Raw genomic sequence first — 22,613 nt, 5'->3', positions numbered from 1 at the left:
GGCAGGCTCGGCCGGTGGCTCGGCAGCCGGCGTAGGCTAGAATTTTTGTAGAGCAGACAGATTGGAGACTTACCTTGGCAGACACGATCTTTGATGTAGTGGTGGTTGGCGGCGGGCCGGCTGGATACACGTGCGCGATTCGCTCGGCGCAATATGGACTGAAGGTTGCGCTGGTGGACGCGAACGACCGGCTGGGCGGTACGTGCCTGCTGTGGGGCTGCATCCCGACCAAGGCGATGCTGTTCTCGGCCGAGCTGTGGGACCACATGCAGCATGCCTCGAAGTTCGGCATCGATGGCGTCGAGCCAAAGCTGAACTGGAAGGGACTGCTCGCGCGCAAGGATGATGTGATCTCGCGCCACACCAAGGGCCTCGACTTCCTGATGAAGAAGAACAAGATTACGACCTTCAAGGGATTTGGCCGCCTCACCGGACCGGCGAAGGATGGCGTGCATACAGTGGACGTGAAGCTCGCCGACGGCAAAGCCGAGACGATTAAGGCGAAGAAGGTGGTGTTGGCGACCGGCTCCGACGCGCGGATGCTGCCCGGCTATAAGGCTGATGACACGATCCTGACGAACTTCGAGATTTTGAAGATTGCCGAGATGCCGAAGTCGCTGGTGGTGATTGGCTCGGGCGCTGTGGGCGTGGAGTTTGCGTCGATCTTCAAGACCTTTGGTGCGGACGTGACGGTGCTCGAGATGCTGCCGCGCGTTGTGCCCGCCGAGGACGAGGACATCAGCAAGGAGCTGCTGCGGCTGTTCAAGAAGCGCGGCATTGATATCAATCTGTCGATCAAGGATACGAAGATTGAAAAGAATAAGGACGGTGTGCTGGTCTCGTGGACAGATTCGAACGGCAAGCCGCAGTCGAAGCAGGCAGAGAAGGTATTGGTGGCTGTGGGCCGCGCGCCGCGCACGGCTGACATTGGGCTCGACAAGACGAAGATTACGCCGGACCGCGGCTACATCGTCGTGAACGAGTGGATGGAGACGGCGGAGCCAGGCGTGTATGCGATTGGCGACATCGTTGCCGGACTGCCGCAGTTGGCGCACGTCGGCTCGATGGCCGGGCTGGTGGTTGCGGCGCGGATGGCGGGCAAGTATGCGCGCGCCGTCAACAAGACGCGCATTCCGGGCTGCACGTACACGGAGCCGCAGATCGGCAGCGTGGGCTTGAGCGAGGCCAAGGCGAAGGAAGCGGGCTACCAGGTGAAGGTGGGTAAGTTCCCGTTCGTGGGCAACTCGAAGGCGACGATTCTCGATGCGCATGATGGGTTCGTGAAGGTGGTTTCAGACGCGAAGCACGGCGAGATTCTGGGCGTGCACATCATCGGGCCGTACGCGACGGAGATTATCGCCGAGGCCGTGACGGCGCTTGAGTTGGAGGCGACGGTAGAGGAGATGATGTTCACGATCCACGCGCACCCGACGGTGGCCGAGGCGCTGTTGGATGGGTTCTCGAGCGTCGAGGGCCTGGCGGTGAATGTGTAGGCTTTTGTCTAGTCAAAACAGAAGCCCGGTCAAATGATCGGGCTTCCGTTTTCTTAAATTCTGCAATGTACATTTATCTCCTCCATCTCGGCCGGGTTGCTTATGCTGAAGGGCTGGCGATTCAGCAGCGTGTTATTGCTGCGCGGAAAGCTGGCGTGATTGGCGATACGCTGCTGCTGCTGGAGCATCCGCCGGTGCTGACGCTGGGGCGCAATGCGCATCGCTCGAATGTGCTGGCTTCGGATGAATTTCTGGCTTCGCGTGGAATCGAGCTGCATGAGATCAACCGCGGGGGCGATGTGACGTATCACGGGCCGGGACAGCTTGTAGGCTATCCGATCATTGATCTGCGTGGAGATTTGCCCGGCAAAAAGGGACCACATCTAGGGCCGGTCGATTATGTGCGGATGCTCGAAGATGTGTTGATTCGTGCATGCGGCGAGTTTGGCGTGATGACGCAGCGCATCTGCAAGCTGACCGGCGTGTGGACGCTGGCCGGCGGCAGCGTGCCGGAGAAAAAGATTGCGGCGATTGGCGTGCATGTCTCGGCGGGCGTGACGTCGCATGGCTTCGCGCTGAATGTGACGACGGACCTGCGCGACTTCGAGTGGATCGTTCCGTGCGGCATCTCGGACAAGCCGGTGACGAGTCTGGAGTTGGAGGCCGCGCCAGGACGCCAGCCGACGATGGAGGATGCGATCCACGCGGTGGCGCGCAACTTCGGGCGGGTCTTCGAGCGGCAGATGCTGTGGGGGGAGTCGCTGGATGAATTGCTTGTCGCGCGAAAGACTTAACACTGATCTACACCGATGCCACCGATTTAAAAAACCGACCGCGGAATTCACGGAATGTACGGATCAAAAGAAAGGTCGATCGGAACAGCGTGGCTGAGCACGGTCTGTCTTTTCATTCTTTTAACCTGTTCCATCCAAATCCGTGATCCTCTGCGCTATCCGTGGTCGGGTTTTTTAAATCGGTGTCAATCGGTGTTAGGCCTCTCGTTCGCTTACCGACCGTTCGAGGCGGGCGAGAGGCTTGTCGCCGTATAATCCGATACGGATGTGTCTAAAATGCGCAACCGGCTGCCTTTGGGCGGAGAGGTTGTTTTGCGCGCCGCAACTGATTGGAGAAAGAACCACATGCCGACCGACGTAGTTATGCCCCAGATGGGCGAGTCCATCACCGAAGGCACCATCACCAAGTGGCTGAAGAAGCCCGGCGACAGCGTCGAGCGCGACGAGCCGCTGTTTGAGATCTCGACTGACAAGGTGGACGCGGAGATTCCGTCGCCGGTCGCGGGAACGCTCAAGGAGATCAAAATCGCTGAAGGCGCGACGGTGCAGGTCAATACGATTGTTGCCGTGATTGATGGTGCGGGCGCATCGTCTGCTCCTGCCGCTGCCGCTCCAGCACAGACTGAGCCTGCTGCTGCTCCCGCTGCCGCGTCGAGCGCGGCGCCTGCTGCTGGTCCTGGAACCGATGTGCTGATGCCGCAGATGGGCGAGTCGATCACGGAAGGCACGATTACGAAGTGGCTGAAGAAGGTGGGCGATAAGGTCGAGCGCGATGAGCCGATCTTTGAGATTTCAACCGACAAGGTGGACGCGGAGATTCCGTCGCCTGTTGCCGGTACGCTGACTGAGATCAAGGTTGCTGAGGGCTCGACGGTCACGGTTAATACGGTGGTCGCGGTGATTGGCGGAGGCGCGGCAAAAGCTGCTGCCGCACCTGCTGTTGCTGCTCCTGCCGCACCCGCTGCTGCACCTGCGCCGGTGGCTGCTCCAGCTTCCGCTGCGGACGCGAAGGAAGCGGAGCGCGTGCGTTCGTCGCCGCTGGTTCGCAAGATTGCCAAGGAAGCGAACGTTGATCTCTCAGCGGTTGCTGGTACGGGGTCTGCGGGCCGCATCACAAAGGCCGATATCCTTGGACATCTTGAAGGTGGAGCGAAGCCTCTTGCTGCTACATCTGCACCGGCGGCTGCACCCGTTGCCGCTAAGTCTGCCGCACCTGCTGCTGCTCCAATGCCCGGCGAAGTTGTCCCGATGACGAAGATGCGCGCCATCATTGCGCAACGCATGGTCGAGTCCAAGCGCACCAGCCCGCACGTCCACACGGTCTTCAAGGTGGACATGACGCGCATCGTCAAGCTGCGTGAAAAAGAGAAGTCGAAGTACGAGCAGCGCAATGGCATCAAGCTGACGTACATGCCTTTCATCACGCGGGCGGCGATTGCGGCGCTGCGCAAGCACCCGATTGTGAATGCTTCGGTCGAGGGCGACGCGATCCGTTACAACAAGAACATCAATATAGGCATTGCAGTTGCGCTGGAGTGGGGCCTGATCGTGCCGGTCATCAAGCAGGCGGAGGAGCGCAACTTCCTCGGCGTGGCGCGGGCTATTGTCGATGTGGCAGAGCGTGCGCGGGGCAAGAAGCTTGCTCCGGATGAGATTGCCGGTGGCACCTTTACGCTGACTAACTCGGGCATCTTCGGCGAGCAATTCGGCATGCCAATCATCAACCAGCCGCAGGCGGCGATTCTCGGCATTGGCGGACTGAACAAGGATGCCGTTGTCCTGACGGACAAGGAAGGTAACGACACGATTGCCATCCGCTCGATTCAGCACTTCACGCTGGGCTTCGATCATCGCATCGTCGACGGCGCCGATGCGGGCAAATTTATGTCGGACTTCAAGGCCTATCTGGAGAACTGGAACGAAGACATCGGCTAGCGCTTCGCGGACAGCGGGACGCGCACTTTGTGCGCCAATGCAGCAAACATCAGCGGCGGTTCCTTATGGAGCCGCCGCTTTGTTTTTCTGACGGTCTATTGTTGAAGTGAGAGGTCTCTACAGAAGCCCTTCAGCCTGCTGGACTAGCTTTACCGCTTCATCTACGGTGGCACCAACTGCGGAGAGGTGGCCCATCTTGCGGCCTTTGCGTGGCTTGTGCTTTTCGTAGAGATGCAGCCTGATGCCGGGTACAGCGAGAGCTTCGGCGAACTTCGGTTCGCGTGGCGATCCGTCGGGGTTGAGCCATCGGTCGCCGAGCAGGTTGGCAATTGCGGCTGGCTGCACGACGTCTACATCGCCGAGCGGAAGATCACAGACGGCGCGTACGAGCTGCTCGAACTGGCTGGTGACGCAGGCGCGCACACTTGCGTGGTAGCTATTATGCGGGCGCGGCGCAAGCTCGTTGATCAGCAGCTTGCCGTCAGTGGTGACGAACATTTCGACGGCGAGAATGCCTTCAAGCTGGAATGCTTCGGCAAGCGCTTCGGCAAAGCCGCGCGCTTCGCGGGCCATCGCGTCAGTGAGCGGCGCAGGGATCGCGCTCCATGCGAGGATCTGATTCTCGTGGTGGTTCCATGCGGGAGGGTATGCCTTGGTCTCGCCGTTTGGTGCGCGTGCGACCAGCACGGAGATTTCGCGCGCAAGATCGACAGCCTTCTCGACGACGCCGGGGCCTTCGCCCAGCGCCTGCCATGCGCCGCGCGCTTCGTCCTCGATGCTTGCTCCAGGCGTGAAGCCGACTTTGCCTTGGCCGCGTCCGTCGTAGCCGCCGGTTGCGCTCTTGCAGAAGCATTTGCCGCCGAGTTCGCTGATGGCTGTGCGGAGCTCGTCGAGCGAGCGTACGGCGCGATAGTCGCCGACGGGGAAGCCGTGCTCGCGCAGCCAGTCCTTCTGTACAACCCTGTCCTGAATGATGGAGAGCATTGCTCCGCTAGGACGTACAGGTGCGAAGTTTGCAGCAGCAGCCATGCTGGCTGGAGCAATCTGCTCGATCTCTAGCGTGACAACGTCACAACCGCGGGCAAGGTTTGCGGCCTCACGTGCGTCGTCCCATGCAGCTTCGATGCAACTATCCACGACGAAACGCGCAGGGCACGCGGGGTCGGGGTCGAGCACTTGCACGCGGTAGCCCATCTCGCGCGCGGCCATTGCTGTCATGCGGCCAAGCTGGCCGCCACCGAAGATGCCGATGGTTGCGCCGGGAAGAATTGGCTTCGCAGGCTGCTTGTTCGATGCTGTGCTCACGCGCCTGCCTCGTCTTCGCCGACGGTCTGGGCCAGTACTTCGTCGCGGCGTACGCTGCGCCATGCGATTAATTTCTTTTGCAGCGCGGAGTCGGTGGTGGCGAGCATCGCCACGGCGAGCAGGCCGGCGTTCATCGCGCCCGCCGCGCCGATTGCCAGCGTTCCGACGGGAACACCCTTCGGCATCTGCACGATGCTCAGCAACGAATCCTGGCCTTGCAGCACGGTCGCGGCCACGGGCACGCCGAGCACGGGCACGACGGTCTTGGCTGCGAGCATTCCAGGCAGGTGCGCTGCTCCGCCTGCTCCGGCGATGATGACGCGCAGACCGCGCGGCACAGCAGCTTCGGCGTATTCGAAGAGAAGGTCGGGCGTGCGGTGCGCCGAGACGACGCGCACCTCGTGCGGCACGCCAAACTCGCGCAGCACCTCGACGGCGCTCCGCATCACTGTGTAGTCATTGCGGCTGCCCATGACTACCCCAACCAATACTGATTTGTCTGCTTTATCTGCCGAACCGGCGCTCATGGCCCGATTATACGGTCTTGACGCAGAGCGCCGAACCGACGCAGTCCTCAGAGGCCAAAGCCTCAATCATGCTGCGACATTTACGGCATCCCTCGGCTTCTTTGCGCAGGAATTTCTGCTTGCTCTTCTTTATCTGCGAAAGTAGTCGATGGCGAGGTTGAAGATTGTCAGCAGTCCACCCATGGCGCTGAGAACGCCCTTCATCCGTTGCACGCTGCGCTCGTGCCGCTCGACGCGCTCTTCGAGTTGCGCCAGGCGGCCTGGCTGGCCGAGGCGCACATCTCAAATTTTTTAAACCGTCGGCGATCGCTCTCGCTCGAAGGACTTGACCGCGTGCTGGCCGCACAAAACATCACCATCGACCAGTTGCTGCCTGTGGAACTTGCCGCCTCAGCAGCTCCGATGAGCAGGCAGGTATCGAGCGACCCGATGGAGGCTGTTCCTGTGGTCTCGGCCTCTGCTGCGATGGACGATGCGCACATTCTGCCCTCGGCGGTTATCGAAACCATTCAGGTCGCGGCCTCGCGGCTGGATGACAACCGCGCGAGGCCCTCGACGAAGCATGCGCATTGGCAGCGCTTCGTAGCCATCCGTACCGATGCGCAACAGGCTGCGGCGATGGACCCAGTGCTCCTGCCGGGCGCCATCGTCGTACTCGATCGGCACTATAATTCGCTGGCGCCCTATCGCGCCTATCAGCAGACGCTCTATGCCGTGCGCTGTGGCGCTGCTCTGCTGGTGCGCTTTGTCGACTTCAATGAAGGCCGCCTGATTCTGCGGCCGTATTCGCGCAACTTTCCTGTGCAACTGCTTCCGCTGGCTGCACACGAGTCGCCGGGTGATTACCTCGTGGGGCGCGTCTGCCTGGTGTTTTCGGAGCTGTGACGGTTAAAACAGCGGCCGTTTGGGCTTTGGCGCGAGCGGCGCGTTGAGCAATGCAACGACAGGCGCGGCCACTTTGAAGCGTTCGATGATGTCTTTGAGCAGCGTCGGCTGAAGCGCGGTCTCTGGCGGCAGGTGGGCGGTTATGCCCCACTGCTGGCACATGAGTAGATCCAATGCGGGGTCGTCGGCTGCGAATCCTTTAGGCGGGCGCGTTAAGCGTCTGCCGTCGAACTCCTGCATGAGCGAACGCAGTTTTTTGCCCGCGAGCAGGCGCCGCATCTCGGTATGGTGATCGACGAGATAACGCCGGATGGCCAGCAACTGTTCGCGCTCGGGCATGTAGACGCCCGCGGCGATGACGACCTCATCGGGGCTGAAGTGGAAGTAGAACCCGCCGCCTGAGGTTTTTTCGAGCCCGGCTCGTGCCCACCATGCGGCCACATTCGTTTTGTACGGGCGTTTGTCCTTGCTGAAGCGGATGTCGCGGTAGATGCGCATCATGGCCTTCTGTGGTGGCTGTACATTCTCGGGCGCGAAGCGGAGCATCGCTTCGTTGATCTCGTTGACGAGCGCAAGCATCGGCGTCTTCAGCCCACGCTCGTAGATGTCTTTGCGTGCCTGGAACCACTCGCGGTCGTTGTTGCGCTTTAAACCCTTCAGGAACTTCAGTGCATTCGAGGAGAAGTATGTCGCCATGCATTCATCCTAACGCTGGTAAGTTCCGCTCGATTCGCACTTTGTGAAGGCCTCATGTATTCTCGCTTGCGAGGTGGCCGTTATGGACGCACTGAACACATTTCTGCTGATAGTTCTTTTTATTGTTCTCGTAATTGCGCTCGTTACCATCGCCAAAACCCTGTACACGGTGCGGACTTATACGGCGGGCGTCGTCGAGCGATGGGGCAAGTTCAATCGCATCGTGCGGCCTGGCCTGCATGTGCTGATCCCGTACGCCGAGCGCGTCTTCTTCGTGGACCTTCAGGTCAAGCAGGCACAGTTCCAGGTGGAGACCAAGACGCACGACAATGTCTTCGTCCAGATTCCTGTCTCGGTGCAGTACCAGGTGCTTGATGACAAGATATATGACGCCTTCTACAAGCTCAGCACACCGCAGAAGCAGATCGAGTCGTTCGTCTTCAACTCGATCCTTGGGCATGTGCCGAAGCTCTCGCTCGACGAGACGTTTGAGCAGCAATCGGGCATCTCAGTTGCCGTGAAGAATGAACTGGATTCGATCATGTCGGGTTTCGGCTACAACATTCTGACGGCACTTGTCACTGACATCATTCCTGACGTTAAGGTGAAGGATGCGATGAACGATATCAACGCCGCACAGCGCGCGCAGGTAGCGGCACAGGCACGTGGCGAGGCCGACAAGATTCTGAAGGTCAAGCAGGCTGAAGCGAAGGCGCTGCAAGGCAAAGGTGTTGCAGCGGAGCGGCAGGCCATCATCGACGGTCTGCGCTCATCGATTGAGAACTTTCGCGAGTCTGTGCCTGGTGCAACGCCGGACGACGTGATGGCGCTGGTATTACTCACGCAGTACTTCGACACGCTGCGCGATGTGGGCACCCGCAGCGGCTCGAGCACTATCTTTTTGCCAAATAATCCCGGTGCGGCCAATGACTATATGACGCAGATTATCGCCGGGCTCAAAGCCACAGTGGGAGCGTCGGCAAATGGGCTTGCTGCACTACATGCCGGCATTGCGTCTTCGCAATCGGGTTCTTGAAAAACAAGGTTGCCTGCTTGATGCTGCTGCGTAGCAGTAGGCTTAAGGGAGCATGATTCACGACGACACAATCGTTGCCATCTCCACGCCACCGGGCCGTGGAGGCATCGGCATCGTCAGGCTTTCGGGCCCTGGCGCGCGCTCTATTGCAGAGCCCGTGCTGCGCCTGAGGAATCCGCTGGCTGCCGGCCACGCTCGCTTTGCGGCGGTCATCGAAGCAGAGACCGGCGATGTGTTGGACGAAGCCGTGGTCACGTTCTTCGAGGCGCCGAATTCGTATACATCAGAAGATGTTGTGGAGATCGCCCCGCACGGCTCGCCCGTGCTGCTCGACTATCTTCTGCGCGAGGCGATTGCACACGGTGCGCGACTGGCTGAACCTGGCGAATTTACGCAACGCGCGTTTCTCTCCGGCCGTCTTGATTTGACTCAAGCGGAAGCCGTTCACGATCTAATTGAATCGACTACGCTGCACCAGGCGCGCATCGCCGCCCAGCAAATGCGTGGATCGCTGTCGCGCCGAGTCGCTCTCATCAAAGAAAAACTAGTCGCACTAATCGCTGCGCTCGAAGCCGGCATTGATTTTGCCGAAGATGATATCGACCTTTTGCCGAACGGGCAGATCACCGCGCAGATCGATACTGTTGTGACTCCGCTTCAGGAGCTGGCGGAGACGTTTGCCTACGGGCGCATCGTGCGCGATGGCCTGACGCTGGCGATTGTGGGCCGTCCGAATGCGGGCAAGTCGTCGATCTTCAATCGACTTGTGCAACGTGATCGCGCTATCGTCACAGCGACTCCGGGTACGACACGCGATCTTGTCACAGAGCGCGTCTCACTGGAGGGGATTCCTGTTGAGCTTGTCGACACGGCAGGACTGCGACACACGAATGACGAGGCAGAGTCGATTGGCATTGCGAAATCGCGAGAGGCCATGGCGGAGGCTGATATCGTCCTGTTGGTACTTGATGCTACGGCTCCATTGCACGCAGAAGATGAGGCCACGCTTGCCGAGCACGGCGGCCGCCCGCTAATCGTTGCGATCAACAAGTGCGACTTGAGCAACGGCTCCCCTCGTAAAGATGGATTGACGCGAGCCGCGATTGCAACGTCGGCCCTTACTGGAGAAGGTATTGTGGATCTTCGTGCAGCGATGGTTGCGCTGATAACGAAATCGTCTCCTGCTTCGGAGTCTGCTTTGGTCACAAATGTTCGTCAGCAGCAGGCAGTCAATGAGGCGCTTCATGCTCTTGCCCAGGCACGCCAGGCAGTCGCAGCGGAGATGCCGCATGAAATGGTTCTGCTCGATCTGTATGAGTCGCTTCGTGCGCTCGACTCGCTCACAGGAGCGACGGCAACTGACGACATCCTGAATCTGATCTTCAGCAGATTCTGCATCGGCAAATGATCATGGGATGATAGAGCGCAGCCGCACGGACAAGGCCAGCAGTGGCTTCGGCATTGGAAGCATTCGCCGTAGCCATCTTCAGGCATCGGTTTGTGTGCGGGAAGACTACTGTACTTTGACGCGGGTAGATGAGTCGGTATGGGCGCGATGGCGTCCAGACCAGCCGTGCGAAGCGGGGCGCTTTTTCGAAGGTGCAGTAATCTCACCCAGGCAAACGCGATTGCGTCCAGTGCGCTTGGCTTCATAGAGCGCCCGATCAGCGGCATCTATCAGGTCTTCTCTGTTGGAAGCGTCTGCGGGCCAGGTGGAGGCGACGCCACAACTGACAGTGGAAAGCGGCGGCAGGTCCCCGGACTCGTGCATCGCCGGGGAACCGGCTACCTCCACAAGTTTGCGGATACGCTCGGCGACAATCATTGCGCCCTCCTGCGTAGCTTGCGGCAGCAATACGACGAATTCCTCGCCACCGAAGCGGGCCGCAAAGTCGTCCTTACCGCGTAGGCCCTGCACGAGCAAAGATGCGACGCGCACCAGTACGCGGTCGCCATAAAGATGACCGCGTGTGTCGTTGACCATTTTAAAGTGATCGATGTCAATCACGATGGCCGAAAGCGGAGTCTTTGCGGCAGCGGCCTCGCGCCATAGTCTGCGAAACTCCATCTCGTATGCGTGCCGGTTAGCCAGGCCTGTCAGACTGTCCACGTTGGAGATGCGTTGCAGCCTGGCGTTGGAAGCAGAGAGCTCGCGGCTCTGCAAGTCACTGCGCAGGCGAATCAGATAGGCAAAGCGTTCTTCGCGGTTCACGCTGTAGTTGGCGATCACGGTCATCGTGATGGCGCAGATCGCCAGCGCAATTCCCAGCAGTTTGTCGGGCGGCTGCAGAAAGCGGTCCTGATAGACAAAATAGAAATCGCCCGTCATGAGCACGATCGACGAGACGAGGGCGTAGGGAAATTGCAGCCGCATCACCACGTTGGCGAAGATGACGGCAACAATCAGGCCAACCTGTGCGTAAGCCGAGGAAGCTGCGCTCTTGTTGCTCTCCAGGTAGAGATGTGTCAGGCCGATACCGCAACTGACCACCGCAATCACTGTCTCGCGATAGATCTTGTTCGGGTTCCACCGCATGCTCGCGTTGACGATCAGCGCGATGGGCGTAATGAGGCACAGGCGTACTTCGAGGGCAAACCAGGCGGTCCCGCCACGAATGAAATAGTCGATGATGACGAACGCATTGAAGAGCGCGATAGCAATCAGGCCCTCAATCCACAACCGCATCGCACGCTGTCCCGCAGTCGCTTTTTCGAAGCTGTCTTCAAGCGGCGTGGGCAGTCCCAGCTTCTGATACCCGTGCTTGGCAAGCCGCTCAAGCTGTTCGATGACGAGTTCGTATTGTGAGGATGGTGGCATTCTGCTGATCGAAGTCCTTGCCTGACAACCGGTGTGGTTACTTCCGGCCCCTTGTCTTTCAATCTTTTCGGCCAAATCCGGCGAAAGACGCTACGCCTTTGATGTTACTAGCGCGGTAAAAGAATGCACTCTGAAATTGCGGGAAACACTGGCACTTTCGTGTAATCCGAGCCATAACCCTTCGTCCGCCGGAGTGACTCGACCCGGCTACATGCAGACAGACACGCAGTGACGCTCAAAGTTGCGAAATGCGGCATGAAGACGAGATGCAGGTTTTGCACAGGCAGACGAAGGCAGGTGTTGTTGCAATTTGAGGCAGAGCAACTACCGCACAACGAAGTTGTCGATCAGCCGCGTTGAGCCCACCCAGGCCGCAATGGCGACAAGCCTTCCTGTTTTCGCAGCCTCTACCGGCAACAGCGTATCGGCGTCGACCACTGCCAGATAGTCCAAGCGAACGCCAGGCTCTGCTCCGAGTACTTGCCTTCCTCGCGCAATCAATGCATTACTGTCGCGCTCGCCGCTCGAGATCATCTGCTCCATCGCCAGCAGGCTCCGCCGCAGCGCCAGTGCCTGTTGCCGCTCGGTGACGCTCAGATAGGTGTTTCTGCTGCTCATGGCCAGACCGTCGGCATCGCGGACGATAGGGCAACCCACCAGCTTCACGTCGAAGTTCAGATCGCGCACCATTCTTCGCAGCACGGCCAATTGTGCCGCGTCCTTCTGGCCAAAGTAGGCGCGAGCCGGACCAACGATATGCAACAGTTTCGCCACTACTGTGGCGACACCGCTGAAGTGTCCCGGTCGCGACGCGCCATCCAGCCGATCGCCGACACCGGGCACGGAGATTGTCGTGACTGCGTCTGCCGGATACATCTCGGCTGCATCGGGTGCAAAAACCAGACCTACGCCTTCGCGCTCCAGAGCCGCGCAGTCCTCAGCGAAGGTGCGCGGATACTTGGCGAAGTCTTCACTCGGACCAAACTGTAGCGGGTTTACGAAGATCGAGGCCGTTACAACGCTGCACTCGCCGCGTGCTCGCCGCACCAGCGAAAGGTGGCCTTCGTGCAGCGCGCCCATCGTCGGGACGAGCCCCAGAACGGCACCGCCCGAGCGCAGCTCGCGGCACACCCACTGCATCTCTTCTGCTTTTGTAACAATCCGCATCGGCTGCTTGCTTACCCCGCCAATCCGGTCATGACTTCAAGCGACTTCCGGGTCTCGCGCGGCAGGTGGTAGCTCTCCTCGTCCGAAGGGAACGTACGCGCTTCGACGTCGCGCTTGTAATCTGCGAGTGCCGTGCGCATCACGTCGGCAACGTCCGCATAGCGGCGAACAAACTTCGCCGGCTCGGAGAAGGTCATCGTCATCATGTCGTGCAGCACCAGAATCTGCCCATCGCAATCCGGCCCGGCGCCAATGCCGATCGTGGGAATGTGCAGCTCTTCCGTCACCAGGCGCGCAAGCTCTCTAGGGACTCCTTCCAGCACGATGGAGAAACAGCCCGCGTCTTCCAGCGCCAGCGCATCCGTTCGCAACTCTTCCATCGCGGCCGTCGTCTTGCCCTGCACCTTGTAGCCGCCCATGCGGTGAACGCTCTGCGGAGTCAGGCCGATGTGGCCCATCACAGGAATCTCCGCTGCCGTCAGACGCCGCACCAGCGCAGCGCGCTCGCGGCCGCCTTCGAGCTTCACTGCCTCGGCTCCCGCTTCTTTCACAAACCGGATTGCGTTCGCGACGCCCGTCTGTTCATCAGCCTGATAGCTACCGAAAGGCATGTCTGCCACAACCAGCGCGTGACGCACAGCCCGTCGTACGCCGCGCGTGTAGACCAGCATCTCGTCCATCGTGATCGCCAGCGTGTTCTCGTAACCCTGCATCACCATGGCCAGCGAGTCGCCCACCAGCACGATGTCGAGCCCGGCTTCGTCCAGCAGACGCGCGCTGGCATAGTCATACGCCGTCAGCGAAACGATGGGCTGCCTCCGTGCTTTTTTCTCAAGCAGCGAAGGTACTGTTACTTTGCTGAGGGGAATTTCTGTGGTGCGCGTCTCACGCGCGACACTCTCACTTCCAGCTCCGGCAGGCGCCGTGCGAAACGTCGTCAGACTCATGGTCATCTCCAGTGCAGCTCCACCGCGCGCCGCCGAAGTATCGGACGGCTTTGGCCGGATGCCACCTGTTGCCAGCAAACCCTGGCAGCAGTTAAAGCCTACGCGCCGCGAATCCGCACTGCAAGCCCGTCTCAAGCGGCCTACAATCAAAGCTATGCCGGTCTATGTCTGTGCCATCCTTGCCCTGGGGTGGGCGCTGTGGTTTGCACCATTCCTGCGCAAATGGAACCAGCGTGCCGCAAAAAAGAGCGACAGCCGTTCGCGTTGGGGAATGCTGCTGGAGTTCATTGCCTACGCGCTGCTCTGGATGAGGCACTCGTGGTCTTATCATCCTGCGTTGTGGAGGATATTTGTTTCCGTGGCGTTGTTTGCGGTGGGTGCGCTGCTTTCGTGGGCTGCGACGAACGCGCTCGGCATCCATCTGCGCTTTGAGGCCGCCATCAGCGACGGACACAAGCTCATCCGCACCGGCCCCTATGCGCTTGTGCGGCATCCCATCTATGCCTCGATGCTCGCGGTACTGTTGGCGACGGGCATCGTCGTGACTCCGTGGAGATTGTTTGTCGTGGCGCTCGTTGTCTTCCTGATCGGCACCGAGATCCGCGTCCAGACCGAAGACAACCTGCTCGCCAACCACTTCGGCAGCGAGTTCAGTGAGTACCGGAAGAGCGTCCCAGCCTATATTCCGCTTGTTCGATGAGCGACTGTTGCCACAGTCCGCAGCCGCCGGACCTCGTCGAGAATCCGCCCGGCCATTTCGACCTTGCTCATCACAGGAAGCTCGGTCACGCCGTCCCGCGTGAGAAAGCTTCCAGCGTTCTGGTCCGAATCGAATCCCGTCTCCGATGACGAGACATCATTCACGACAACAGCATCGACGCCCTTGCGCTCCAGCTTCGCGCGGCCATTGGCCAGAACATTCTCTGTCTCCGCGGCGAAGCCGACGATCAGCGTTCCTTCGCGCCGGCGCTTAGCCGTCTCGGCCAGAATGTCTTCTGTTGGCTCAAGCTCAAGCATGCGCTCACCAGTGCGCTTCAGCTTCTGCTCTGCGACATGCTTCACGCGATAGTCACTCACTGCCGCAGCCATGACAACAATAGTCGCTTCAGCAAGTCGCAACATCACCGCCCCGCGCATCTCCTCCGCGCTGACGACCGGAACGATCTCGCAGCCAGCAGGCGCAGCCAGGCTCACGGGCGCGCTCACCAGAATCACCCTCGCTCCACGACGCCGCGCAGCTTCGGCGATGGCATATCCCATTCGCCCGCTCGACCGGTTGCCGATGAACCGCACCGGATCGATCGCCTCGCGCGTACCGCCCGCCGTTACCAGGACCGTCTCACCCGCAAAGTCATCTTTCTCGCCAGAACGCGCCAGCACTTCGGCCACAGCCGCCGCAATTGCCGCAGGCTCCGCAAGCCTCCCGCCGCCGGTCATGCCGCAGGCCAGATATCCGCTGCCCGGTTCGACGATCTTCACGCCGCGAGCGCGCAGAGTGGCGACATTGGCCTGTACCGCCGGGTGTTGCCACATATTCACGTTCATCGCCGGTGCGACAACTACCGGAGCAGTCGTCGCCAGAAACATCGTGCTCAGAAAATCGTCGGCGAGTCCGTTGGCAAACTTTGCCAGAATGTCAGCCGTCGCCGGAGCCACAACCAGCGCCTGTGCTGTCTGGGCTTCATTGATGTGCTCCATCGCAGACACCGCGTCCTCTGTGCGCTCCGCACTAGCGCCGGCATCTTCACCCCAGAGATCGGTAATGACCTTGTGGCCTGTAATTCCCGCAAAGGTCAGCGGGCCTACAAACTTCGTGGCTGCGCGCGTCATCACGACATGCGGATCGAGACCAGCCTCCTGCAGCAACCGCACCAGCTCGACGGACTTGTAGGCTGCAATGCCTCCCGAAACTCCAACCGTCACCTTCACCCGTTCGGCGCTCATATGCGAGTTCCCCTGCTCAAAATGGTCTCATAATTGGAGTGCCGGTGAGGCTACGCGGATGCAGCAACAAGGCAATAACAAAGGCCCCGGCATATGCCAGGGCCTTTGTCCCAGAACAGGGAGCAGCTTACAACTCAGCGCAATGGCTCCATTCCGGCAACCTCCTGAGATTCACCCGGTACGGGAGACATGATGCTCGACATCATCTGTTGTTTCCGCCCATTTACGGGAAAGCTGTAGCTTGCGTCGAGCAGGCCGTCGGCGTCCTCGCCGTTGAGCGCCCAGACCGTCCAGCCCACTTCCTGGTTCCGGCTCAGGTATACAACCAGGCTGTCGAACCATTGGCCTTCGCTGCCTGGATTGCTGTTTTCAATATCTCCAGCGTCGTTCGTTGTGCCGAACTCTCCAATCCAAACCGGAGCAATGCCCCACTCACTGATGTAGGCCCACTGCCTGTGCCAGACATCTTCAAGGCTCCGCGAAGTCGTCTTTCCATTGAACCAGGGCTGCTGATAAACCTTCGGGCCGTAGACGTGTGGCGAATACACCAGCTGGTGCGCAACCGTCAGCGACACCGGCGAAGCTTTGACGCCTTCAAGATTGCCGCCCCACCACGTCGAGTCGCCACGGTAGGAGTCCGTACCTTCGACAAAGATCAGCAGTCGAGGATTAATCTTCAGAATCGCGTCTCCAGCTCGCTCTGCCGCAAGGTGCCAGTCGCGCGCGCCACCGCAGTCCCAGCAGGCGCCGTTGATCTGGGCATTATGCGGCTCATTGCGCAGGTCCATGCCGATGACGGCCGAGTTGTCTTTGTACCGTGTTGCCAAAGCAACCCAGTCGGCGATCCACGAAGACTCGGGATATCGCGCGGTATACCAAAGCCCACTTGGCTCAGCGCTGTCTCCTGCTTCAGAGCGATGGTCATCCAGAATCACCTTCAGGCCAATCTGTCCTGCATACGCCACAATCCTGTCCATAATCTGGAGCGAGTTCAGCCCGCGCAGGTCCTGGTTGATCGCGCCATTCGGGCTGCCGAATGCAATGTCCTCCGGCACAGCAGGCACAATCGGGTCTTCAATCATCTGGTTGGAAAAAGGCAGCCGGACAGTGTTGTAGCCTTCACGCTTCACCGTATCGAGAATGGCGTGATAATCCTGCACCGCGAGTCCGCCCGGAACCTCGCGCCGGGTCTCGAATCCATACCAGTTGATACCTTCAATGCGCACAGGCCTATTCCACGAGTCCAGAATCTGGGCCTCGTCCGTGTGCCAATACCCCATATCCGGAGCGCGCATTGCTGATTTCGCAACACGCGTATCCGCATCGGCGCTAGCGTCTCTGTGTCTTGCGGCCCATGCCGTGTGCGCGCAAAGCAGCAGCGCAACAACGATCTGGCACATCGCACGAAAGACCGATTCAAGAAAACTCATTGCGGGACCTCTCAACTCAACCAAAGACCAGGGCGTCAGACAGGTGCCGGGAAAGTACCCGACACAAAGGTAATCGGCCTATAACGTAGCAGGATTTAGCCGCGAAGATGCAAAAAATTGCATAGTAATCCCACGAAAGACGCAGATTTCCCCCACCGATTCGCGCAAATCACGCGTGCAAGATGCACGTTGTTGCGAGCCAAGCCCTGTTACTTGATTTACCTGTTCATAAACATGGCATTTGAAACATGTTCTTCCTAAAAAAGTAACGACGCAGCAATCTCCTGTTCACCTCTCCGTCACGTTCGTCCGCCAAAGTCTTCTCAAGTCCTCACAAAAATTTTCTGAATGCTCGTCGCCGGGCACTTGTTTAGGAGAAGCCATGCCTTTGTCTCGAATTTGTTCGATTGCTTTTGCCATTCCTCTTATGCTCATCCCTGCCTTCGGAGCGCCTATCGCCGATCCACCACCGGCCAGCGCGCAGGCAACGGCGACCCTTACCGGCACGGTGCTCGATCCGAAGGGCGGTGCGCTTCCCGGCGCTACTGTCACGACATATAGCGAAGTCACACGGCTCACACGACATACCGTTACAGATGCACACGGGCACTTTTCATTGGCCAATTTGCCGGCTGGCAGCTACACCGTTGAGGCCACCTCTTCCGGCTTTGCTGTCGTAACGCGCACGGTGCAGCTTACCGCGAGCCAGACCCAGGACATCTCGCTATCCCTAAGCGTCGGCAGCGTCTCGCAGCAGGTCACCGTGCAGGCCGACGACTACAACTCCGTCGCCGCGCAACTTGCGCCGCTCGATGCTCCTCTCGATGAGCGCTCGGCACGCTCCGAGATTACGCCCGCCTTCATCCGCAACTTTGCGCCTCCGACGGCAGATTATGGTGAGCTGGTCGCTATGGTTCCGGGCGCCGTCACGACCAACTCGAATGGTGTCGGTCTGGGACAGAGCAGCACCACCTTTCGCGGCTTCTCCGACGGCCTCTACGATATCGACTTCGATGGGATTCCCTTCTACGACACGAACACGCCCACACACCACTCCTGGGCGTTCTTCCCGTCGCAGTGGATTGGCAGCGTTGACTTCGATCGTAGCCCTGGCACGGCGTCCACCATTGGGCCCACGCCCTTTGGCGGCTCCATCCATCTTTACTCCGAACCCATGCTGGCCGAGCAGAACATGCGCGGCGGCTTCTCGTACGGCTCCTTCAATACGGTTCTCTTCGACGGCAGCTACAACTCAGGCAACTTCGGAGGCGCAGCCAAGCGCTCGAACCTGTTCGTCGATGTCCATCACATGTCCTCGGATGGCTATCAGACCTTCAACTATCAGACGCGCAACGCAGGCTCGCTCAAGTACACCTACAAGCTCTCCAGCAACACGACGCTGACGGGCTTCAGCGGTGTCATCTGGCTCGATGCCAATTCACCGAACCTCTCTTCGACGCGTGCCCAGTTGCTGTCTGAAGGTGACAACTACCTTCTGCAAAACACCGATCCGACCCAGGCGAACTACTATCCGTACAACCACTACCACGTTCCCACAGACTTCGAGTATGTAGGCATCGACTCCAACCTCGGGCACGGCTGGACGCTCGACGTGAAACCCTACACGTACAACTACGACAACTCCGAGTTCTATGCGAAGCAGCCAAAGGGTGGGGCGCCGATCAACCCCACCGTCTGCGGCACACCTGTGAAAGGCATCAGCCCTTGCGCAGTGGACAAGTACAACAGCTACCGCAAGTACGGCGAGACCAGCGCCCTCAGCCAGGTTTCAAAGTTTGGGGTCTTTCGTACAGGCATCTGGTATGAGTGGGCCGCGACCAACCGGCACCAGTTTCCATCGAATCCCTTCACGCTCAAGGACGACGTGCTGCCGAACTTCAGCGAGAAGTTCTGGACCAACTCCTACCAGCCCTATGCTGAGTTCCAGTTCATGGCCACCAGCAAGCTGACTATTACACCCGGCATCAAGTTCGCCTACTACACGATGGACCTGACGCAGTATGCCGACAACGGTGGCAAGATCGGCAGTAAAAACCCGATCACGGGCCAGCCGTTCACTTCCACCAGTAACTCGGTCGATTATCACTCGTGGCTGCCTGCAATCGATGCCAGCTACCGCCTGCGTTCGAACTGGTCTGTCTATGGACAGCTCGCCACCGGCAGTGTGGTTCCGCCCAGCAGCGTCTATGACGTTGCCGGCGCATTGGTTGGCACGCCGCCGAAGCCACAGACCTCAACTACTGTTCAGACCGGTACCGTCGTCAAGCTGAATCGTGTGACCTTCGACGCCGACTTCTATCGCACGCGCTTCCAGAATACGTACTCGTCGTCTACCGATAACGACCCCAACTCGCCGCTCTATGGTGAGTCGATCCAGTACATCTCGCCCAGCTCAACCACGCTTGGTGTCGAGGGCGAGTCCAATATCTCGCTTACACACGGCCTGAGCATGTACCTGAACGCGACGCGCGGGCAGGCCACCTATGTCGGCACGCTCACTGCTTCCTGTGTCGCGAAGACTGCGGGCTGCACCTCTTCGTCTCCGACGGTCACAGTGAAGACGCCATCAGGCCTCTGGGTTGCCGGAACGCCGACCGACACCGAGGCCGAAGGCCTGACCTACCAGCAGCGCGGCTGGGACCTCGGCTTCTTCAACAAGCGTGTTGGCTCGCAGTGGCAGGACAACGGCGCCTACCACAACCAGCAGCAGACTCCCTCTTTCAGTGTGGCCAATCTCTTCCTGAACTACACACTGCATAACAACACGCGCTTCGATCAGACCAAGATTCGTCTGAGCGTCAACAACCTGCTCAACTCGCACAATGAGACTGGCGACAGCCTGGGCGGCCCGCTGACCGCAGCGACGTTCTCATCGGGCGGCCTTACCTATACCGATCCCTTTGCAGGCACGACTGCTTCTTCGCCGGGCTATACCGGAGGGTTCAATCTTGCCGATAACCCGAACCTGCTGCCTGGCCGCAGCATCATTCTGAGCATTACCTTCGGGTTCTCGCCTAAGCGCTAAGCCAATTCTTCCGACGCAACAAAATCTTCGGCTCCGGATAACCTCCGGGGCCGCTTTTTTGGCCTGAGCATGCATGCTCCACGTGGAGCAATTTGCACAAGCTCTCGTGACCTGATGAATCAGTCCACACGCTACAATCACGAGAAGCATGATTGCCCATCTGCGCGGACGCCTCTTCTCGAAGACACCCAATCAGGCCATCGTCGAATGTGGCGGAGTTGGCTATGACGTGAATATCAGCGTGGCGACCTTTTCGGCGCTGCCTGCGGAGGGCGCTGAGGCTTCGCTTCATATTCACACGCATGTCCGCGAAGATCAGTTTGCGCTGTTTGGTTTCGCCGAGCGGGACGAGAAGCGGCTCTTCGAGAAGCTGCTGACGATTTCAGGCATAGGGCCAAAGCTGGCGATTACGGTGTTGAGCGGCATCAGCTCGGACCGCCTGGTCGGGGCTATCCGTTCGGGCGACCACGGTACGCTCACGAAGATTCCGGGGATTGGGAAGAAGACGGCTGAGCGCGTTGTTCTGGAGCTCAAGGACAAGCTCGACGATCTGGCTGTTACGCTGCCTGCGACTGCGGCCGCGGGCCGCACTCCTGCCGGGGACGATGCGCTCTCGGCGCTGGTCAACCTTGGCTATGCGCGGCCGGTGGCGCAACAGGCCATTGAAACAGCGATTGCCCGCAACCCGGATATTATCAGCGACTTCGAAGCAATTTTCCGCGCTGCAATGGCTGTAATCCGCTGAAGATAAAAGCCCCGGAGCTGCATAGCAGTTCCGGGGCCTGGAGTTTGCAGACGGCCCGTAAGCCGAATTCTGTTTTAGACGATCATTCCTCTAGACTGCTCATTACTGGGCAGTTCCAGCAACCTACCCGCAGGTTTTGGCGCTCTTTCGAGCCTCTCCGCCTTGGCGCACCGGGCCGGTACGCGGTCTGCCGCCTGGAGAGCAGCGGTAGAGTCCCTGCCTATTTGGTCTTGCTCCGTGTGGGGTTTACCATGCCGCGGCCATTACTGGACGCGCGGTGCGCTCTTACCGCACCATTTCACCCTTACCCAAGCTGAATGAACAGCTTAGGCGGTATCCTTTCTGTTGCACTGGCCGTCCAGCCGCCTTGAAGCGGCCGTCCCGGACGTTATCCGGCACACTGCCCTGCGGAGTTCGGACTTTCCTCCCCTGCCCGTTGCCGGGCAGCAGCGATCGTCCAGCCGTCTGCTTTCCAAGTGTATCGCGGCGAACCAAACCGCGCATCCTCACGTACTTGTCTATGCGCACTTGCCTATGCGCACTAAGCCTCGCCTTGGGCGCGGCGGACTGGTACTCTAGCCTCTCCGGTAAACAGGAACGCGATGGAATTCAAGGAAGCCGTCAAGATTGCTCTGCAGTCGCTGTGGGCCAACAAGCTCCGCTCCATCCTGACGCTGCTCGGCGTGGTGATCGCCGTGACGAGCGTCATTGCGGTGGTCACGCTGGTCAATGGCGCGAGGACGTATGTCACGACGAAGTTCTCGCGGTATGGCGCTGACGTCTTCACGGTCTCGAAGATGCCGCAGATCATCACAAGCTCCGAGGAATATACGCGCTTTCAGAAGCGCAAGGACGTTCTGTTCGACGACTACCTTTATGTGCAGGAGAACTGCAAGCGCTGTGTGGCGATGGGCGCGATGCAGTCGACGGTGGGGCTGATTGTGCGGGGGACGCAGTCGGTGACGGACACACAGATTCGCGGCTATACGTGGCAGATGCCTTCGCTGCAGAATCTGAACATCGAACAGGGACGCGGGTTTACGGAGGCGGACGAGCAGCACGCTTCGCGGGTGTGCATTATTGGAACGGACATTCAGGACCATCTGTTTCCGGGGATCAATCCGCTGGGGCAGGAGATTCGAGTGGATGGCACTCCTTATACGATCATCGGGATCAGCGAGAAGCAGGGGAGCACGTTTGGGCAGAGCCAGGACAACTGGGTTGGTGTGCCGCTGACTTCTTATCAGAAGAACTATGGCACGCAGAAGACGCTGACGATCTATGTGAAGGCGGGGTCGTCGGGACCGGTGCTGGATGATGCGGCGGACGAGGTGCGCGTGCTGATGCGGTCGCGGCGGCATGATGCTCCGGGAGCGCCGGACTCGTTTGAACTGGATGAGAACAACACGCTGGTTGGCTTCTTCGATACGATTACGAACTCGTTTGGCGCAGTGGCGGGCGGCCTCGCACTGATTGCGCTGGTCGTCGGCGGCATCGTGATTATGAACATCATGCTGGTGAGCGTGACAGAGCGCACGCGCGAGATTGGCATTCGCAAGGCCCTGGGAGCGAAGCCGAGAGACATTCTGATTCAGTTTCTGATTGAGTCCGGAACGATTGCATTGGTCGGCGGTTTTTTTGGAGTCTTCGGCGGCATCGTGGTTGCGGAGCTGATTACGATTGTGGCTGGGTTTCCGTCGGCGATTGCGTTGTGGAGTGTGCTGCTGGGGCTGGTGATGGCTGCGGGCACGGGTGTTTTCTTTGGTGTTTATCCGGCGCGTAAGGCCGCGCTGCTGGACCCGATCGTGGCTTTGCGAGCGGACTAGGGACTGGTGAATGGGGAAC

18 protein-coding genes and 1 other RNA gene are annotated in these 22,613 nt (G+C 59.5%); 10 read left to right on the top strand and 9 right to left on the bottom strand.

Translation table 11 applies throughout. The features are described 5' to 3' along the window. The first annotated feature begins 74 nt into the window (after positions 1–74). The 3 genes from lpdA to sucB all read left to right on the top strand — a co-directional run bounded on the left by lpdA (position 75) and on the right by sucB (position 4,222). The gene (lpdA, locus tag IEX36_RS11585; RefSeq protein WP_188759443.1) at positions 75–1,493 is read left to right on the top strand and encodes a dihydrolipoyl dehydrogenase; all 1,419 of its coding nucleotides are present in this window, start codon (positions 75–77) and stop codon (positions 1,491–1,493) included. A 65-nt stretch (positions 1,494–1,558) separates the two neighbouring features. After that, the gene (lipB, locus tag IEX36_RS11580; RefSeq protein ID WP_188759442.1) at positions 1,559–2,287 is read left to right on the top strand and encodes a lipoyl(octanoyl) transferase LipB; all 729 of its coding nucleotides are present in this window, start codon (positions 1,559–1,561) and stop codon (positions 2,285–2,287) included. Between the two features lie 345 nt (positions 2,288–2,632). After that, on the top strand, positions 2,633–4,222 hold the full coding sequence (gene sucB, locus IEX36_RS11575) for a 2-oxoglutarate dehydrogenase, E2 component, dihydrolipoamide succinyltransferase (protein WP_188759441.1): 1,590 nt from the start codon (positions 2,633–2,635) through the stop codon (positions 4,220–4,222). 117 nt (positions 4,223–4,339) lie between these two features. Here the strand turns inward: sucB and purK are convergent, their stop codons facing one another. Next, a complete protein-coding gene (gene purK / locus IEX36_RS11570; protein ID WP_229668908.1) occupies positions 4,340–5,527 on the bottom strand; it encodes a 5-(carboxyamino)imidazole ribonucleotide synthase in 1,188 nt (395 codons plus the stop codon). Beyond that, entirely contained in the window at positions 5,524–6,054 is a 531-nt protein-coding gene (gene purE / locus IEX36_RS11565) for a 5-(carboxyamino)imidazole ribonucleotide mutase (protein ID WP_188759439.1), read from the bottom strand. Before purE ends, purK begins: the two co-directional genes overlap by 4 nt. A gap of 207 nt (positions 6,055–6,261) precedes the next feature. On the opposite strand from purE, the gene IEX36_RS11560 reads away from it, so the two are divergent. Then, the gene (locus IEX36_RS11560; protein WP_188759438.1) at positions 6,262–6,939 is read left to right on the top strand and encodes a hypothetical protein; all 678 of its coding nucleotides are present in this window, start codon (positions 6,262–6,264) and stop codon (positions 6,937–6,939) included. Positions 6,940–6,942: 3 nt separating this feature from the next. Here IEX36_RS11560 and IEX36_RS11555 read toward each other — a convergent pair whose 3' ends face one another. After that, entirely contained in the window at positions 6,943–7,635 is a 693-nt protein-coding gene (locus IEX36_RS11555; protein ID WP_188759437.1) for a DUF2461 domain-containing protein, read from the bottom strand. 82 nt (positions 7,636–7,717) lie between these two features. Here IEX36_RS11555 and IEX36_RS11550 point away from each other — a divergent pair, with 82 nt between their 5' ends. Together IEX36_RS11550 and mnmE are read left to right on the top strand one after the other, a co-directional pair. Next, positions 7,718–8,671, top strand: coding sequence for an SPFH domain-containing protein (locus tag IEX36_RS11550; RefSeq protein WP_188759436.1), 954 nt, complete (start codon positions 7,718–7,720; stop codon positions 8,669–8,671). A 52-nt stretch (positions 8,672–8,723) separates the two neighbouring features. Continuing rightward, positions 8,724–10,079 carry a tRNA uridine-5-carboxymethylaminomethyl(34) synthesis GTPase MnmE gene (mnmE, locus tag IEX36_RS11545; protein WP_188759435.1) on the top strand — a complete coding sequence of 452 codons (1,356 nt, stop codon included), beginning with the start codon at positions 8,724–8,726 and terminating at the stop codon, positions 10,077–10,079. Between the two features lie 105 nt (positions 10,080–10,184). Here mnmE and IEX36_RS11540 read toward each other — a convergent pair whose 3' ends face one another. The 3 genes from IEX36_RS11540 to panB form a co-directional block, all read right to left on the bottom strand. Further along, positions 10,185–11,489, bottom strand: a complete 1,305-nt coding sequence (locus tag IEX36_RS11540; protein ID WP_188759434.1) for a GGDEF domain-containing protein — start codon at positions 11,487–11,489, stop codon at positions 10,185–10,187. A gap of 324 nt (positions 11,490–11,813) precedes the next feature. Further along, a complete protein-coding gene (gene panC / locus IEX36_RS11535) occupies positions 11,814–12,656 on the bottom strand; it encodes a pantoate--beta-alanine ligase (protein ID WP_188759433.1) in 843 nt (280 codons plus the stop codon). Positions 12,657–12,667: 11 nt separating this feature from the next. Continuing rightward, on the bottom strand, positions 12,668–13,603 hold the full coding sequence (gene panB, locus IEX36_RS11530) for a 3-methyl-2-oxobutanoate hydroxymethyltransferase (RefSeq protein ID WP_188759432.1): 936 nt from the start codon (positions 13,601–13,603) through the stop codon (positions 12,668–12,670). Between panB and IEX36_RS11525 the strand changes: the two genes are divergently transcribed. Next, positions 13,581–14,303: a methyltransferase family protein gene (locus IEX36_RS11525; RefSeq protein WP_188759431.1), complete on the top strand. Its 723-nt coding sequence runs from the start codon at positions 13,581–13,583 to the stop codon at positions 14,301–14,303. The two genes, panB and IEX36_RS11525, sit on opposite strands and share 23 nt — an antisense overlap. Here IEX36_RS11525 and coaBC read toward each other — a convergent pair. Both coaBC and IEX36_RS11515 read right to left on the bottom strand, forming a co-directional pair. After that, entirely contained in the window at positions 14,282–15,547 is a 1,266-nt protein-coding gene (coaBC, locus tag IEX36_RS11520) for a bifunctional phosphopantothenoylcysteine decarboxylase/phosphopantothenate--cysteine ligase CoaBC (RefSeq protein ID WP_188759430.1), read from the bottom strand. The two genes, IEX36_RS11525 and coaBC, sit on opposite strands and share 22 nt — an antisense overlap. Before the next feature lie 134 nt (positions 15,548–15,681). Then, positions 15,682–16,977: a glycoside hydrolase family 5 protein gene (locus tag IEX36_RS11515; protein ID WP_188759429.1), complete on the bottom strand. Its 1,296-nt coding sequence runs from the start codon at positions 16,975–16,977 to the stop codon at positions 15,682–15,684. 382 nt (positions 16,978–17,359) lie between these two features. Here IEX36_RS11515 and IEX36_RS11510 point away from each other — a divergent pair, with 382 nt between their 5' ends. Continuing rightward, positions 17,360–20,023, top strand: coding sequence for a TonB-dependent receptor (locus IEX36_RS11510; RefSeq protein ID WP_188759428.1), 2,664 nt, complete (start codon positions 17,360–17,362; stop codon positions 20,021–20,023). Between the two features lie 148 nt (positions 20,024–20,171). Beyond that, complete coding sequence (ruvA, locus tag IEX36_RS11505) at positions 20,172–20,768, top strand: Holliday junction branch migration protein RuvA (protein ID WP_188759427.1); 597 nt, start codon at positions 20,172–20,174, stop codon at positions 20,766–20,768. Positions 20,769–20,810: 42 nt separating this feature from the next. On the opposite strand, the gene rnpB is transcribed toward ruvA, so the two are convergent. Next, positions 20,811–21,237, bottom strand: an RNA gene (gene rnpB / locus IEX36_RS11500) — RNase P RNA component class A. Between the two features lie 133 nt (positions 21,238–21,370). Here rnpB and IEX36_RS11495 point away from each other — a divergent pair. Next, on the top strand, positions 21,371–22,594 hold the full coding sequence (locus IEX36_RS11495; protein ID WP_188759426.1) for an ABC transporter permease: 1,224 nt from the start codon (positions 21,371–21,373) through the stop codon (positions 22,592–22,594). Positions 22,595–22,613: the final 19 nt, after the last annotated feature.

The sequence above is a fragment of the Edaphobacter acidisoli genome, from assembly GCF_014642855.1.
GTDB lineage: Bacteria > Acidobacteriota > Terriglobia > Terriglobales > Acidobacteriaceae > Edaphobacter > Edaphobacter acidisoli.
This window is presented reverse-complemented; position numbering and strand designations above follow the sequence as displayed.

Excerpts from the sequence above, each read along its gene's own strand:
- IEX36_RS11555 (WP_188759437.1), bottom strand. The coding sequence starts at position 7,635 with ATGGCGACATACTTCTCCTCGAATGCACTGAAGTTCCTGAAGGGTTTA.
- IEX36_RS11510 (WP_188759428.1), top strand. The coding sequence starts at position 17,360 with ATGCCTTTGTCTCGAATTTGTTCGATTGCTTTTGCCATTCCTCTTATG.
- IEX36_RS11495 (WP_188759426.1), top strand. The coding sequence starts at position 21,371 with ATGGAATTCAAGGAAGCCGTCAAGATTGCTCTGCAGTCGCTGTGGGCC.
- panC (WP_188759433.1), bottom strand. The coding sequence starts at position 12,656 with ATGCGGATTGTTACAAAAGCAGAAGAGATGCAGTGGGTGTGCCGCGAG.
- IEX36_RS11540 (WP_188759434.1), bottom strand. The coding sequence starts at position 11,489 with ATGCCACCATCCTCACAATACGAACTCGTCATCGAACAGCTTGAGCGG.
- mnmE (WP_188759435.1), top strand. The coding sequence starts at position 8,724 with ATGATTCACGACGACACAATCGTTGCCATCTCCACGCCACCGGGCCGT.
- panB (WP_188759432.1), bottom strand. The coding sequence starts at position 13,603 with ATGAGTCTGACGACGTTTCGCACGGCGCCTGCCGGAGCTGGAAGTGAG.
- IEX36_RS11515 (WP_188759429.1), bottom strand. The coding sequence starts at position 16,977 with ATGAGTTTTCTTGAATCGGTCTTTCGTGCGATGTGCCAGATCGTTGTT.
- ruvA (WP_188759427.1), top strand. The coding sequence starts at position 20,172 with ATGATTGCCCATCTGCGCGGACGCCTCTTCTCGAAGACACCCAATCAG.
- lipB (WP_188759442.1), top strand. The coding sequence starts at position 1,559 with ATGTACATTTATCTCCTCCATCTCGGCCGGGTTGCTTATGCTGAAGGG.
- purE (WP_188759439.1), bottom strand. The coding sequence starts at position 6,054 with ATGAGCGCCGGTTCGGCAGATAAAGCAGACAAATCAGTATTGGTTGGG.
- IEX36_RS11550 (WP_188759436.1), top strand. The coding sequence starts at position 7,718 with ATGGACGCACTGAACACATTTCTGCTGATAGTTCTTTTTATTGTTCTC.
- sucB (WP_188759441.1), top strand. The coding sequence starts at position 2,633 with ATGCCGACCGACGTAGTTATGCCCCAGATGGGCGAGTCCATCACCGAA.
- coaBC (WP_188759430.1), bottom strand. The coding sequence starts at position 15,547 with ATGAGCGCCGAACGGGTGAAGGTGACGGTTGGAGTTTCGGGAGGCATT.